The sequence below is a fragment of the Microbulbifer variabilis genome (genome assembly GCF_056232115.1).
On record NZ_CP174325.1, the window covers coordinates 2980754 to 2995323 of the forward strand.

Genomic DNA, 14570 nt, shown 5'->3' on the forward strand with positions numbered 1-14570 from the left:
CTTATGGACCGCTTGAGACACGAAGGTTTGGGAATGACTTCCCAGCGTACCCGCAATCGCCTGATACAGCGATTGCGTGAAGAGGGCATCAGTAATGAAGAAGTCCTCAATGTAATGGCATCAACACCGCGACACCTGTTCCTGGATGAGGCTCTGGCCATTCGCGCCTATGAGGATACGGCCCTGCCTATTGGTTACGGGCAGACTATTTCTCAGCCTTACATTGTTGCGCGAATGACAGAGCTACTCTTGAGCCGAGCCAAGTCTTTGCACAGCGTTTTGGAAGTGGGGACGGGTTCCGGGTACCAAACAGCGATTCTCTCTCGTTTGGTGGAACAACTTTATTCTGTAGAGCGTGTCGAACCATTGCTGGAGAAGGCACGTAAGTGTTTGACAGAGCTGGGTCACCATAATGTTGAATACAAACTTAGCAATGGCGGCTTTGGTTGGCCAGAAAAAGGTCCATATGATGCAATCCTGGCTGCGGCAGCACCGGCAGTAGTTCCCGATGAGCTGAAGCAACAGTTGGCACCTGATGGTGTGTTGGTGATTCCTGTTGGTTCAGAGCATCAGTATTTGACGATGGTAACCCGTCGCCAGGATAGTGATCAATTTGATGTGGAAAAATTGGAGGCGGTTCGCTTTGTACCGCTGCTCAGTGGTGTTGTTCGATGAAGTTATATGAAACCCTCAGAGGTCGCTATCCTGGGGTGGTGTTACGAGGTATGGCGATGGGGGCTGCAGATGTGGTCCCCGGGGTTTCTGGGGGAACTATCGCCTTTATTACGGGGATTTACCAGGAGTTACTGGACTCTCTCAGCCGAATAGGCCCACACTGTATCACTCTCCTAAGGAAGGAGGGCGTTGCAGCAACCTGGAAATATATAAACGGTGGTTTCCTGTTGTCCCTGTTTTTGGGAGTGCTGATTAGTATTTTTAGTCTTGCCCGATTAATAAGTGGACTGCTGGAGAATTACCCGATTGTTGTCTGGTCTTTCTTTTTTGGTTTGGTTCTGGCATCCACTGTTCCGGTTATACGAAATATTCCGCGGTGGTCCCCTTCAGTTATAGTTTTTTTGTTCCTGGGCATAGCTTTGGCGGTTACAGTCAGTGAGCTACGTCCGGGAGAAATCCCGGCAACGCCTCTGACATTATTTTTATCTGGAGCTTTGGCTATTTGTGCAATGGCACTTCCGGGTATTTCCGGCGCCTTTATTTTGTTGATGATTGGGATTTACCCCAAGGTGCTTTCCGCCGTTCATGAGTTACAGATAACAAATTTAATTTGTTTTGCCGCAGGTGCAGCCATTGGGTTGATGTTATTTAGTCGATTACTTTCGTGGTTGATGCATAGGTTTGTCGCTCGTACACTGGCTTTTCTTGCTGGAATCTTGCTGGGAAGTTTGAAAATAATTTGGCCTTGGAAACTGCCTATGCCCGGAGAGGCAGAAACGTCCAGTAAGCTGGCACCGCTGTTAACAAATACCACTCCGGCAGATTTTGTGACTCAAACAGGGGATTCGGCACAACTTGGTGGGGCTATTACAGCTGCCCTGGCGGCCATGGTGTTGGTTCTCACAATAGACTTTTTGGGAGGGGCTCATCGGGGAACATCTAGCGCCACACCGCAATAAGATCTGGAAAATCTCGGTATGGCAGCGTTTTATGAAGCGTTCACCGGAATTTTTGGAGCTTTTCTTTAGACACTTTTTCCATAAATGCCGTGGTCTGATGTAAAAAGAGAATAATGGAATGTCATCTTTTGCTACGCTCTAAAGGCCTGTTTTGGCGGAACAATTCCCCCATTTCTGGTCATTTTTTGTTTGGGGTGTTAAAAATATTAGGCATCAGTATCCTGTTATTGCTTCTGGTTTCCTGTGGTAGCCATATGGCTCCCACCAGTTCCCTGAAGCAACCCCCCAGTATCAGGCTCAACTATCACACAGTGAGTAAGGGCGACACCCTCTATTCAATTGCCTGGCGATACGGCAAGGATTTTCGGCAGCTGGCGGCGCTTAATGGCATTAGATCTCCCTATAATATCTATCCTGGTCAGCGGCTTAAACTGACGGGAAAAGTACCTCCAAGTGCCTCCTCAAAGGCTCCCATCGCCGCAAAGAAAACTGTGAGTAAACCGGTTTCCTCAAAGAGGCCAGTCGCGACAGCAAGTAAAAAATCCTTAACGAAAGCTCCTCGACGCCAAATGGCTCAAACCAAGCGCGCAGGCTCTATTCGCTGGCGCTGGCCTGTACAAGGCCAACTGATCAGCCGCTTCCGCTCAGGGGATCCTTTGCGTAAGGGTGTTGATATCGCAGGAGAAAAGGGTGAGTCTGTATTGGCAGCAGCCGATGGCACCGTTATCTACGCGGGAAGTGCATTGAGAGGTTATGGAAAGCTGCTGATCGTTAAGCACAGTGAAGTTTACCTGAGTGCTTATGCCCACAATCACCGTTTGTTGGTGAAAGAGGGCAGCAAAGTCAAAGCTGGGCAACGGATAGCGGAACTGGGTTCGAGTGGTACCGACCGCAACAAGCTCCACTTTGAGATTCGCAAAAACGGTCAGCCAGTAGACCCTCTTGCTTACTTGCCGTAAGCCGGATGGGTGCAGTAAAGCTCTGTAAATAAAAATGGACTTTTAACTAATACCACTTGAGGTAGTCACTGTAATCGTGACGACTGAAGGGTCTGGCCGATTCAGTGGCTGTCGCCATACACTCATGGTGCCTGATTGTATTTTGATCAGCTTCTTGAGTGTTTGGGCGGCTGATATTGGCAAAGTACAAGGAGCAGGGGAAATGGAAGCACAACGGCAAGACCAGTCTTTGGCTGGCCAGGCAGAAGACTTTCCTCCTGAGTTGGCGGTAGAGAATGAAGAGCAGAAACTAAGTAGCAGCGAAGAGAGAGGTAAAGGCCGTACCCGGAGAAATGCGGCAAAAAATAACTCCGTCTCCTCCCCCGGAGAGAAGAGTAGGGTCACCAGATTGGATGGCGACAGCCATTTGCAGAAGAATTTGGATGCTACTCAACTCTATCTGAATGAAATTGGTTTTTCCCCCTTATTGACCGCTGAAGAAGAGGTGTATTACGCACGTAAGGCTCTGCGTGGTGACGCTGCGGCGAGAAAGCGCATGATTGAGAGTAATTTGCGCTTGGTAGTAAAGATTGCTCGTCGTTATGTCAGCCGTGGCCTGGCGCTGCTAGACCTGATCGAAGAGGGTAATTTGGGGCTTATCCGCGCTGTTGAGAAGTTCGACCCTGAGCGGGGTTTCCGCTTTTCTACCTACGCTACCTGGTGGATACGTCAGACAATAGAACGAGCCATTATGAATCAGACTCGGACTATTCGCCTGCCAATTCACGTTGTAAAGGAATTAAATGTGTACCTCCGGGCATCCCGTGAGCTGGCGCAGAAGCTGGATCACGAGCCGTCCGCAGAAGAGATCGCTAATTTATTGGAGAAGCCGGTTGAAGACGTTGAGCGGATGTTAGGGCTCAATGAGCGGGTAACTTCAGTAGATACTCCGATAGGTCCCTCTTCGGAAAAGACACTGGTGGATACGATTCCCGACCAGCAGGAGTCTGATCCGGCTGAGTTACTTCAGGACAGTGATCTCTTTGATAGCATTAATCGCTGGCTCGGGGAGCTTCCCGACAAACAGTGTGAGGTTGTTTCCCGGCGATTTGGGTTGCGTGGCTTTGAAGCGAGCACCCTGGAAGAAGTTGGTAGGGAAATCGGCCTAACGCGTGAGAGGGTGCGCCAGATCCAGGTTGATGCACTTAAGCGCCTGCGTGAAGTCATGGAAAAACAAGGACTTGATGGACTGTCTTTGTTTGGAAACCTATAAACTTGGTCCTTAACCGAGGAAACCCCACGAAGACAATGTATCCGTGGGGTTTCCGTTAGCGATTCAATTTGAGGTTAATAGATTGGGTCTGATCTATTTCCTGACCCAGCGCCCAAGATTGTCCTGGTAATACTCCCCAGGAGAAAGGCGAGCTTCCAGTTTTTCCGCGGCACGGGCCGCTACTTGAGCAATATCGACATTATTGCGTTTGGCAATTTGCGCATAAGAAGTTTTGCGCTTTGCATTGATCTCTTTGACTAACTTCTCAAGCTCCGGGGAGCTGGCGTCTACGATAGCGATATAGCCGCTATTTGCCTCTCCAACCAACCCTTGACTCTTGGCTTCATTGAGTGAGATCGCCATTGCTGGAAGTGCGATGACGAAGCCTACGAGTAACAGGGCCTTCTTTAACATATGCATACGTTGCCTCCTCAAAAAATGCCTTCTTTGTCTTCAAACAAGGTATCTAGGTCCCGATCTACTTTTACCCGGATTTCGTGTTCAATCTTTACGTTTAAGTTTACAGTGATTGGCTCACTGGGAGCCTTTACCGCCACAGTAGGGGTGCACCCTGTGGCAACCATAGCGTACAACAGCCCTATGGAAATCAGCCGGCTGGCTCTCATCTGCTACTCCTTTCCGTACCTTCAGGTACCTTCTATTTGTTGCTGTTACAGCAGTTATCTCAATATCTGGGCCAGGTTTGCCAACCATATTGGGAGTTACCATATTCCCCATATAGTATTCGCTTAACCTTAACCGGCTCTGAATTAGCCAGTCCCCAATTTCGAAGAGCCTACTTTAATCCAGACCTATTGGTCCAGCTGCTTTTCCAAGGCTTCTGTCAGATCGCGGCTGGCCTGAAGAGAGCGAAGCATGGCTGGAATATTATTCTCAAGATTGAGGTTAATAATCAGATCCCGCTCTGAATCCACGGAATCACTGCGCCCTACAAGCTTTAAGCTTAGCTGCAGGTCACCACTGGGAGGGTACTCCATACTGCCTTCAAGGGTACGGAAATCGTAATCTTCGAGCGCATTCGCAATCAGCTTAAGTTGCGGGTTCCCCGACAGTATCTGAGGGGAAAAAGCTCCGTAATATCTCAGTCGTCCTCCCGGCTCCACTGCTTCCAAATGGCCGTGCTTTACTGTGATGCCGTCGGGGCCAGTTATAATAGGAATCACCAAATCTAGATGTCCGCCAGCTTCAAAGTTTTCTGACTCAGTTTCCTGAGCCAATTGTTCCAAGGACACATTCTTGGCAGACAGGATACTGCTCCGAGTTTTATCGGCCAGATTCCAGGTGAGCGCTTCTGAACGCAGCTCCCCGTCAAGAAATTCAGCTGAGAAATCCCTCAGCGACAGATCCTGCTCCCTGTCCAGAGACAAAGAAAAAAGGACTTTATCCAAAGTGAGTCCTGCATTGATAGATCGTATTGATAGCGGCTGAGGCTTCGGCGTAAACCAATGTTCCTCATCGTTTTCCAGTAGAATTGTCCCTTCTACTCCAGTAGCAAAACTTTCCCCGTAGACTGCAGCAATATTGGTAAGTATTAACTTGAAGGAATTTTTTGGTTGTAAAGGCCAGGATACATTGCCATTGGCAGAAAATGCCCCTGAAACTATATCTAAGGGCAAACCTTGAACTGCCTTGCTGAGGGGGTTATTTGTGGTGAATTCAACCTCTGGTAAGGAAAAATGAATATTACCGGTGGCCTGCTCGATATTATGATACCAATTCGAATCAAGCCTCAAAGCCCCAGCATTGAGCTGGCTTTTTCCCTCAATCTTATCTCCGTTCAGGGAGAAAACCCCAGTGAGGGTTGGTGTCATTGAATAATTTTCAGGAGTAATAACTTTGAGGTTTTTGCTGGAGAAGTTGGCACTTAGCTCAGTGTTTCTTTTGGTAGTTTTTAGGTTAAAATCACTTAAGACCAAATCTCCAGATAACGAAATAGATTCACTGTTAAATGCATCAAGTTGATTTTTCCATTTCGGACTAATACAGCTTGTAGAGAGTGTTTTTATCTCACAGTTCATTAGGGGTTGTTGAATAACACCCTTCTTTAGCTTGAATTCTCCCCCTGTAATTTCTTCAAATGTGGTATTTATCTGCTCAAGTTTAACTTTTCGAATGTCACCGTCCGTTTGGATTTTGACTTTTGCAGAAGAATGAAGCTCCTTTACGACGGTATTTATCGTTTTGTTAATAATGGTTGGTGCCATTAAGTCCAGGTTGAAATCGCATTCAGAAATCCTATTATAACTGCAATTAAGCTGTCTAATTTGTAAAACAGCTGAGGTGGTTGAACCAGATGCTTGTAATTTTGAATTAACCCCACCATTGCTGATAGAGGCCGCAAAAGTGTTGGTGGCAGATGGCTCCAATATAAGTTGTACCGTATCTACAATCTCTACATCTGCTTGGCTTTGGTCCAATCCGGTGGACTTTAAAAGGGAATTTTTTTCCTGGTTTGATATTGAAGTGTTGAGGTGTATCTCACTGCCAGGGAGAAAGTTGATGCCAATCCTTTCTAGCCAGCTTTGCCACGCCGAGGTTGAGTTGACAGGCTTAAAGAAAATCTCACTCTGAAACTTCAGCTTGCCCCCCAAGTTGGTTACTGTAAATGAGGGAGCAAATATCTTCCGGTGAAGCGATTGTAGTATAGGCTCTGCTGCATCGAGATAAGCAGAACCCTCCGCGTGTAGTTTGGGGCTTTGTGCTTCGTCAGTAGCGGACTCAAATTTCAAGTTGAGCAGGGGTTTATCAGCTTCGTTATCATGTTTAGATGAAACTTCAAATGCACCGGAACCCGTGATGTACTCGAGTAGTAGGGGAGAAAATGACTTAAACTCGATCTCAATAGGCGTTGTGGTTGATAGCCTGGCCGTCGTATTTATGATTGATTTGTCGTCGAAACCTGAAATTTCCAGTGATTTGCTCTTCACCTGTAGATTGATATTCTGGTAATCCGAAAGGGAAAAGATATTATCAGGGATAAGTGCATTTGCATTTACAGTAAGTCGTCCGCTGGAGTCAATTTCACTTTCTGGAAATAGGTTTAGTAGCCGAGTAGCCCTGATAATTGGAGTAATTACTTCCAGGTTCGAAGTTGCTTCACCATCCAACTGCCAATAGTTACTGCCCTCTTTCGAGATACTCAGTGTCGTATAGGATATTAATTCAGAAGAATCTGGAGTGATGCTAGCATTCACAGAAATCTTGTCTGGGGTTAGGTCTAGCTCTAAAGAGATGTGATAGTTATCAAATCCAATAGTCTTATAGGGTAATTCTGCGAGGATGTTGCTGTCTTCTCGGACAATGCTGAGTGGGCCAGCAATAAAGCTGTTATTAATTTCGATTTCCTTCACTAGCACTTTTCCGGGTATATTTTGAGTGATATCCCGGGCGATCTTTTCTAGGGAAAAAATATTTTCTTCTGCGAGCAAATGAGACGTCGGATTCTGTGTGTCCGGTTTGCTTTCCTGATGAGTTAACTTGTCAACTGATAATTCTATTCTCTGGATGTTATCCCGGCTGATAAGTACATGGAATGGGTAGAGTACTTGAACATTATCTAGAGTCAGGTTTTTGCCACTGGTGGATGTCAGTTGAATCCGCTCAATGGAAACTTCCCTGAAACTGATGCTCAGCCCGGATAGTTGCTTGATGACGACTTCACCGGAAAATAAATTGATAAGTTGAGGGGCGACGATATCCTTCTTCCACCAGCTGCCGAATAGCAGCATAGCCAGGATAGTTAAAAACGTAAAAATAAGAATACGGGGCTTTCGCACGCTAAACCTCAAGCTCCAGGAAAGGAGGTAACTTTGTTATCTCGCTTATGGACTGCAGTAGGTGGCATACAATGCAGGACAACTGCTCCCATAAAGTTGGTAAAAGGCTATTTTATCAAACTGGCCGGATAATCATTGGTGCAAACGTTGGATTATTCGTGAATAGGATGGTTCACTCATTCATGGCTGAAAAAATGTGAACAAGCAGTCATGGTGCTTCTACTATGGTCTCCTGCAGTAGCTTCAGGCGCCATAGGCCCTGTTCCTTGACCCAGAGGCTGGATGTAAACAGCCAGGCGGAAACTGGCTTATCTTCGAAGCTGCCCTCAAAAGATGTATACATGGTCATAAGTGCAGTCTTTGCGCTCAGAGGTGTTATTGAGACCTTATAAGAGGAGTGTTTCTTAATATTCAAGGTTCTGAACTTTTCAACAACCTGTCCGGGACCGAGGGCTTCCGTGTAATAGGGAGTAACTATCAATCCGTCTCTAGTCATTATTTCTTTGATGGCATTACCATCATGTTGCATAAAGGCCATTTTGAGAGCTTCCATGCGGGAGTTCAGCTCATCGTCCAGCTTTGCTGCCGAAGCTGGCGTAGCAATGAAAAGCAAAATGCCAACGATAAACAGTAAAGCGATAAGCTTGTTACCCATAATGACCACCTGAGTGAGAAGCAGCCCACCGACCGTTTGTTGCTTTAAAGATAACTGTGAAAGTAAATGGCCGCAAAATTGCTGAATGCTAGTGTCAGGGTGAGAGGCTTCCAAACCAGCCGGCATGGAGAAGGTCTTGTTATTCTGATCTACTGAGTGATAAGTGGGAATACAAGCCCATAAGAAATGCTAATAGTTAAGCTTATTATTTCAACTTGTAATACTGCCTTTTACCCCAATTTATTTATCCCCTTACCGTTCCGATAGGAACATACTTATTGAGGATGTTTCAACAATGCAAGATGCCCAGCCGAAGACTACTTACCTGAAGGGCTATCGTGTGCCGGATTACCTGGTGGATAGTACCGACTTGTGCTTCGAACTGGAGCCAAAGGCCACCCTAGTGAAATCCCGTCTCAAAATTCGTAGAAATCCGGAGGCCGAAGAGGGAATACCGCCTTTACTTCTGGATGGAATCGACCTGGAACTGCTGTCTATTGCTATTGACGGCACCATGCTGTCTCCCGCTGATTATCAGGAGTTACCGCAGGGATTGTCGATTATTGTTGAGAAACCAGATTTTTTCCTGGAAATTCACAATCGGATAAACCCTGAGGATAATACATCCTTAGAGGGCCTGTATCTCTCCAATGGTATGTATTGTACGCAATGTGAGGCCGAGGGTTTCAGGAAGATTACCTTCTATCCAGACAGGCCTGATGTAATGTCAAAATTCACAACTACCATTGTGGCCCCAATAGATCATCCTGTGTTGCTTTCCAACGGTAATGAAGTGAATCGGGGCTATATTGAGGACGGACGTCAGTTTGTTACTTGGGAAGACCCTTTTGCCAAACCGGCTTATCTCTTTGCTCTGGTTGCGGGAGATTTACAGCATGTTGATGATACTTTTACCACTTCCAGTGGACGTGAAGTAAAGCTACAGATTTTTACTGAAGCAAAAAATATCGGCAAATGTGATCATGCGATGCGATCCTTGAAAAGTGCCATGCACTGGGATGAGGAGGTGTATGGTCGGGAATATGATCTCGATATTTTCATGGTTGTTGCAGTTGATCACTTCAATATGGGGGCAATGGAAAATAAAGGGTTGAATATCTTCAATTCTGCCTGTGTTTTAGCCAGCCCGGAAACCGCTACCGACTCGGCATTCCAAAGAATTGAATCAATCGTTGGTCATGAGTATTTTCATAATTGGTCGGGTAATAGGGTTACGTGCCGCGATTGGTTCCAGCTTAGTCTTAAAGAGGGATTTACGGTTTTTCGCGATGCAGAATTTTCCGCTGACTTGAATTCGAGGGCCGTTAAACGTATTGAAGATGTGACCTTGCTGCGTACTAATCAATTTGCGGAAGATGCCGGTCCAATGGCGCACCCTATTCGCCCGGACTCCTATATGGAAATCTCTAACTTCTACACACTTACTGTGTATGAAAAGGGCGCAGAAGTTGTGCGTATGATCCATACGCTTTTAGGAGCGGATGGCTTTCGCAAGGGGAGTGACCTGTACTTTGAGCGGCATGATGGGTGTGCCGTTACCTGTGAAGATTTTATAGTTGCAATGGAAGATGCTAATCAGGTGGATCTCACCCAGTTCCGTCGCTGGTATAGCCAGGCTGGCACGCCAGTCTTGGATGTGACAGATCAATTTGATGAAAGTACGGGTGTATATAGGCTTGTCATTCGCCAGTCTTGCCCTCCTACACCTGAGCAAAAAGACAAACTCCCGTTCCACATTCCCCTTACGGTGGGGTTACTGGACTCAACAGGGAGCGATATCGCGTTGGATAAAGCGGGCTCCACCCAGCTTGTTCTGGAGATCACTGAAAGTGAACAGATGTTTGAGTTTAATGGGCTGAATGAGAAGCCTCTACCTTCCCTTTTACGAAGCTTCTCTGCACCAGTGAAAGTACGCTATGACTATAGTCTTGAGCAGCTTCTATTCCTGATGAGCCATGATTCGGATACTTTTAATCGATGGGATGCTTCTCAAAGATTAGCGTTTAAGGCTATGAATCTGCTTCAGGGTGCATACCAAGAAGGTTTAACTTTAAAACTGTCTCCAGAGCTCATTTTGGCTTATCGGAATATATTGTTGGATAAAGAGCTAGACCCGGCACTGGTTGCGGAAATTATGCTTTTGCCCAGTGAGCACTCCATTGCGGAGGAATCAGTATCTATTGATGCTGAAGCTATTGTCGCTGCAAGAGCTTTTGCTCGTAAATCGCTCTCCTGCGCGCTTATTGATGAGTTAAAAGAACGGTATGCTGAGCTTGATATTGAAAGGCCCTATAGCCCTAATGCCAAGGATATCGCTGAGCGCAGGTTAAAGAATATCTGCTTGGAATACCTCTGTATCACAGAATCTGCGGATGCTCTAGATCTCGCTCAGCGACAATTTGATTCGGCTGGAAATATGACAGACAGAGCAGCGGCGTTAAGTGCATTGATTAACTATGGTAATGATCAATACGCTGAACAAGCCATTCATCAATTTTATGACCGCTGGAAGGAAGATACACAAGTTACTGAGCTTTGGCTTGCACAGCAAGCCTGTAGCGCGAAAAGAGGCACCCTGAATAATATCAAAGCGCTTATGCAGCATCCCGCCTTTGAGTTGAAAAACCCAAATAAAGTGAGGGCAGTAATTGGTGGGTTTGCCAATCGAAATTTCCAACAATTCCACAAAAATGATGGTAGTGGTTTTGAGTTTGTTGCAGACCAGGTTATTGCTTTAGATAAGTTAAACCCCCAGATAGCCTCCAGAGTGGTAATTCCTATCACGCGCTGGAAGAAATATCAGGGGGATTTGGCAGATAAAATGAAAGCTGCACTATTACGAGTGTCAAATTCCGGGGAGCTCTCCAAAGATGTTTATGAAGTGGTGAGTAAGAGTTTAATGAATTAGCAATTAGTCAGAAAAGAGCGGTGGTCGTAATACGGCCCCGCACAAACAGTCACACATAATGTACCTTATGGTTGGTGGTGTGTTTCTTCTTTAGAGATATTTTTGGGTTGCGTTCCGATATGTAGCTATGAACGGCCTTTAAAGAGTAAGCTATATGCGATTACACATTGATGAGATAGGTTTTATTCACTGGTGCTATGCTCTTCTTGTTGGCCATGTTTCCTGAATTCACGTGGGGATTTTCCCGTCCATTTTTTAAAGCTCCTCGAAAAGCTACTGGTGTCATTGAATCCAAGCTTATAGGTAATTGATGTCACGGGTAACTCTTGTTGCTTCAGGTACTGAATAGCCTGGTGTTTACGCGTTTTGTCCAGTATTGCCTGATAGCTGGAACCTTTTTCCTTCAGTTTTCTGTGTAGACTGCGGCAACTGATTCCGATGGTTTTGGCGACAATTTCTTGGGATAGGTCACCGGTAGGCATCAGATCTATTAAAACTTTATTTGTTATATTGATAATATCATTTTTTCTTAGGCGTGATAGATAATTCGTTAGTGCCTGTTCGTTGATATTAGCCAACTCACTATTTCCTGAGCAGATGTGCCGATCTACAAAATCGCGTTCTAATCGAATTTCACAGGTGCTTGCAGAAAATCCCACTGGGCATCTATACATCATTCGATGGTGTTCAGGGTTGACTGGCTTCGTGCGCGTAAGGTTAATTGCAATCAGATTTTTGTGGATATCCGGGGATATTTTCCTGCATGATTTTATTAACAAGGCGATAAAGGCATCCACTGCATGGATGCTGGGCTCATAATGCAAGTCTTCTACCTTGTGCCAGGAGACTATTACTTCGTGTCGCTCATTGCGAATGCTGATTTTCATGGCAGTGCTGACTACCTCTGAGAATCGCGATGACCGCTCCAGGCTTTCTCTGATGGAACTACTGGCCAAGTGAGCATAACTTAGAGCGTGGAGGTTTGTGTGGTTAACATGCTTCACAACCTCTAAACCTATGCAATCATTGCCGGATAAGGACTCTGCCAGATTCCATAATTTTTTCATGTTTTCCAAAGGGATACGTCTATTTGTATCCTCTATGCTACAGGCTGAGATACCGGCCTTTCGCAGGACTTCCCGGGGGGGACAATAAGGTTTTAAAGCCTCAATAATGGGTAAAACCCAGGTTGCAATGGTTGTGTGTCCATTCTCAGCCATTTGCCAGCTTGTCCTAATTGGTCAAGAGTTTGGCCAGTTAAGTAAAGAAGTGCATAGGCCAAACTATTAGCATCAAAATCAGTATTTCTACATTCTTCCAAGATTAGCCTAACAGTCTTGGTATGTTAAGGAAACCTGCTGCTTTTAAAGTAAGTCCCGATACTCATGCGATGGGAACTATGCACAATTTAATTAAAAGAATAGTGGTACTTACTGGTTTATCAGCCTCCGCATTATATGGAAGTGTGATGGCTGATGAGCCCACCCAGCTTTTCTGGGGAGATATGCATTTACATACCTCTTACTCATTCGATGCCTTTTTAAGTCAAAATTACTCGGCAACACCTGATACTGCTTATCGGTGGGCCAAGGGACAACCGGTTATTCACCCTTATACTCATGCTAAGGTACGAATAGATACACCGCTGGACTTTCTTGTGGTCTCCGATCATGCAGAGGGATTGGGGGTGATGAGGGCGATAGTTAACGAAACAGACCAGCTAAATACAGAATTACCCATTTCCCAATCAATAAAGCGCTGGTTCGCCAAGCAGCATATTCGCTATAAAGTATCTGTGAATGAGGGGATGGATATATTTAATGAGTTGCTGCCGATACAGGCGCTCAACTCGGAGGATGATGCTGATCCAGTACAGGACCCTGCCAATATTGCCCCAGAGCCGGTGCTCGGGGACTTAAATCAAACCCGGGAAACTGCTTGGCATGAAATCATTGATGCAGCCGAGCGTCATTATCAACCTGGTACTTTCACGAGCTTTATAGGTTGGGAGTGGAGTTCAACCCCTACAGGGGCCAACCTGCATCGGGTGGTAGTTTCCCCCAATGGTTCCAAACAGGCTAAGCAATATCTGCCTTTTGGGTCAGACCAGAGTCAATATCCAGAGGAATTATGGCGTTGGTTGGATGAAACGTCAGAGCGAACTGGTAGCGAGTTCATTGCTATCCCCCATAACTCCAATGTGTCCAAAGGGTACATGTTTGCAGAAACCACTCTGCGTGGTGAGCCGATCGACACACAGTATGCACGAACGCGCATGCGCTGGGAGCCCCTGGTTGAGATGACGCAAATAAAAGGGGATTCCGAGACGCACTCACAGCTTTCACCTATGGATCCCTTTGCTGACTTCGAAAATTATCCTTTCTACTTACAAGCTGATCCAGAAGCTTATCGTGTAGCTAAAGGCGACTATGTGCGCTCTGGCTTAAGGGCTGGTTTGGAGATTGGAGAGAAAATAGGGATGAATCCCTATAAGTTTGGATTGATTGGGTCCACCGATTCTCATACCGGTATATCGAGTGCTGAAGAGGGAAACTTCTGGGGTAAATTTGCCCATGATTCAATTCCGGAGGGCAAGCGGAAAAATACTGTCATAGGCGGAACCAAAGCAACTGGTTGGAATATGTCAGCTTCTGGTCTTGCTGCAGTTTGGGCCGAGGAAAATACACGAGAAAGCCTGTTTGCCGCTTTTAAGCGTCGTGAGGTTTATGCAACTACAGGGCCGAGAATTCAAGTGCGTGTTTTTGCAGGTTGGAGTTTCCCAAAGCATGCAATAGATGCAGAAAATATTGCTGAATTGGGTTATTCCCATGGAGTGCCTATGGGGGGGGATTTAACCAGGCCCCAAGCTACAGATAAGTCGATACAATTACTGATACGTGCTGTTAAAGATCCCAAAGGAGCAAATCTTGATAGAGTCCAAGTTGTAAAGTCATGGCTCGACGAGGGAGGGCACAGTCATGAGCAGATCTTTAACGTAGCCTGGTCTGGCCAGCGGTCCCTGGATAACAGAGGTCAATTACCTCCGGTGGGTGATACTGTTGACCGCGAGACAGGCCTTTATACCAATACCCTGGGTTCTATCGAGTTGTCCACGTTATGGCAGGATCCAGGCTTTGATATGAACCAGAGGGCTTTTTATTATGTTCGTGTTTTACAGATTCCAACGCCGCGTCACTCCCTTTACGATGCGGTGGCAGCAAAAGAAATCAACCATGGAAGAGTTCAGATACCCTCTGAAGGCCCGGCAATTATTCAGGAGCGTGCCTATACCTCACCTATTTGGTATACGCCGTAGCTAATCAATGAATAAAGTCTGATGGTAC

11 protein-coding genes are annotated in these 14570 nt (G+C 46.0%); 6 read left to right on the forward strand and 5 right to left on the reverse strand.

The window, feature by feature from the left end; all coding sequences use genetic code 11:
* Positions 1-3 precede the first annotated feature (3 nt).
* From ACJJI7_RS13220 to rpoS, 4 genes are all read left to right on the forward strand, one after another.
* Positions 4-675, forward strand: a complete 672-nt coding sequence (locus ACJJI7_RS13220) for a protein-L-isoaspartate(D-aspartate) O-methyltransferase (protein WP_020411736.1) — start codon at positions 4-6, stop codon at positions 673-675.
* Positions 672-1634: a DUF368 domain-containing protein gene (locus ACJJI7_RS13225; protein WP_020411737.1), complete on the forward strand. Its 963-nt coding sequence runs from the start codon at positions 672-674 to the stop codon at positions 1632-1634. The genes ACJJI7_RS13220 and ACJJI7_RS13225 overlap by 4 nt, the downstream gene beginning before the upstream one ends.
* A 185-nt stretch (positions 1635-1819) precedes the next feature.
* A complete protein-coding gene (locus ACJJI7_RS13230; RefSeq protein ID WP_444902613.1) occupies positions 1820-2593 on the forward strand; it encodes a peptidoglycan DD-metalloendopeptidase family protein in 774 nt (257 codons plus the stop codon).
* 202 nt (positions 2594-2795) lie between these two features.
* The gene (gene rpoS, locus ACJJI7_RS13235; RefSeq protein ID WP_040628155.1) at positions 2796-3845 is read left to right on the forward strand and encodes an RNA polymerase sigma factor RpoS; all 1050 of its coding nucleotides are present in this window, start codon (positions 2796-2798) and stop codon (positions 3843-3845) included.
* Positions 3846-3938: 93 nt separating this feature from the next.
* On the opposite strand, the gene ACJJI7_RS13240 is transcribed toward rpoS, so the two are convergent.
* From ACJJI7_RS13240 to ACJJI7_RS13255, 4 genes are all read right to left on the reverse strand, one after another.
* On the reverse strand, positions 3939-4265 hold the full coding sequence (locus ACJJI7_RS13240) for a YdbL family probable chaperone protein (protein ID WP_020411740.1): 327 nt from the start codon (positions 4263-4265) through the stop codon (positions 3939-3941).
* A gap of 11 nt (positions 4266-4276) precedes the next feature.
* The gene (locus tag ACJJI7_RS13245; protein ID WP_353374970.1) at positions 4277-4471 is read right to left on the reverse strand and encodes a YnbE family lipoprotein; all 195 of its coding nucleotides are present in this window, start codon (positions 4469-4471) and stop codon (positions 4277-4279) included.
* 186 nt (positions 4472-4657) lie between these two features.
* Complete coding sequence (locus ACJJI7_RS13250; protein ID WP_444901956.1) at positions 4658-7594, reverse strand: intermembrane phospholipid transport protein YdbH family protein; 2937 nt, start codon at positions 7592-7594, stop codon at positions 4658-4660.
* A gap of 256 nt (positions 7595-7850) precedes the next feature.
* Positions 7851-8297 carry a DUF4440 domain-containing protein gene (locus tag ACJJI7_RS13255; RefSeq protein ID WP_444901955.1) on the reverse strand — a complete coding sequence of 149 codons (447 nt, stop codon included), beginning with the start codon at positions 8295-8297 and terminating at the stop codon, positions 7851-7853.
* A 295-nt stretch (positions 8298-8592) separates the two neighbouring features.
* Between ACJJI7_RS13255 and pepN the strand changes: the two genes are divergently transcribed.
* Complete coding sequence (gene pepN / locus ACJJI7_RS13260) at positions 8593-11226, forward strand: aminopeptidase N (RefSeq protein WP_444901954.1); 2634 nt, start codon at positions 8593-8595, stop codon at positions 11224-11226.
* Positions 11227-11408: 182 nt separating this feature from the next.
* On the opposite strand, the gene ACJJI7_RS13265 is transcribed toward pepN, so the two are convergent.
* Complete coding sequence (locus ACJJI7_RS13265) at positions 11409-12446, reverse strand: AraC family transcriptional regulator (protein ID WP_353374974.1); 1038 nt, start codon at positions 12444-12446, stop codon at positions 11409-11411.
* Between the two features lie 248 nt (positions 12447-12694).
* Between ACJJI7_RS13265 and ACJJI7_RS13270 the strand changes: the two genes are divergently transcribed.
* Positions 12695-14542, forward strand: a complete 1848-nt coding sequence (locus ACJJI7_RS13270) for a DUF3604 domain-containing protein (RefSeq protein ID WP_444901953.1) — start codon at positions 12695-12697, stop codon at positions 14540-14542.
* Positions 14543-14570 lie beyond the last annotated feature (28 nt).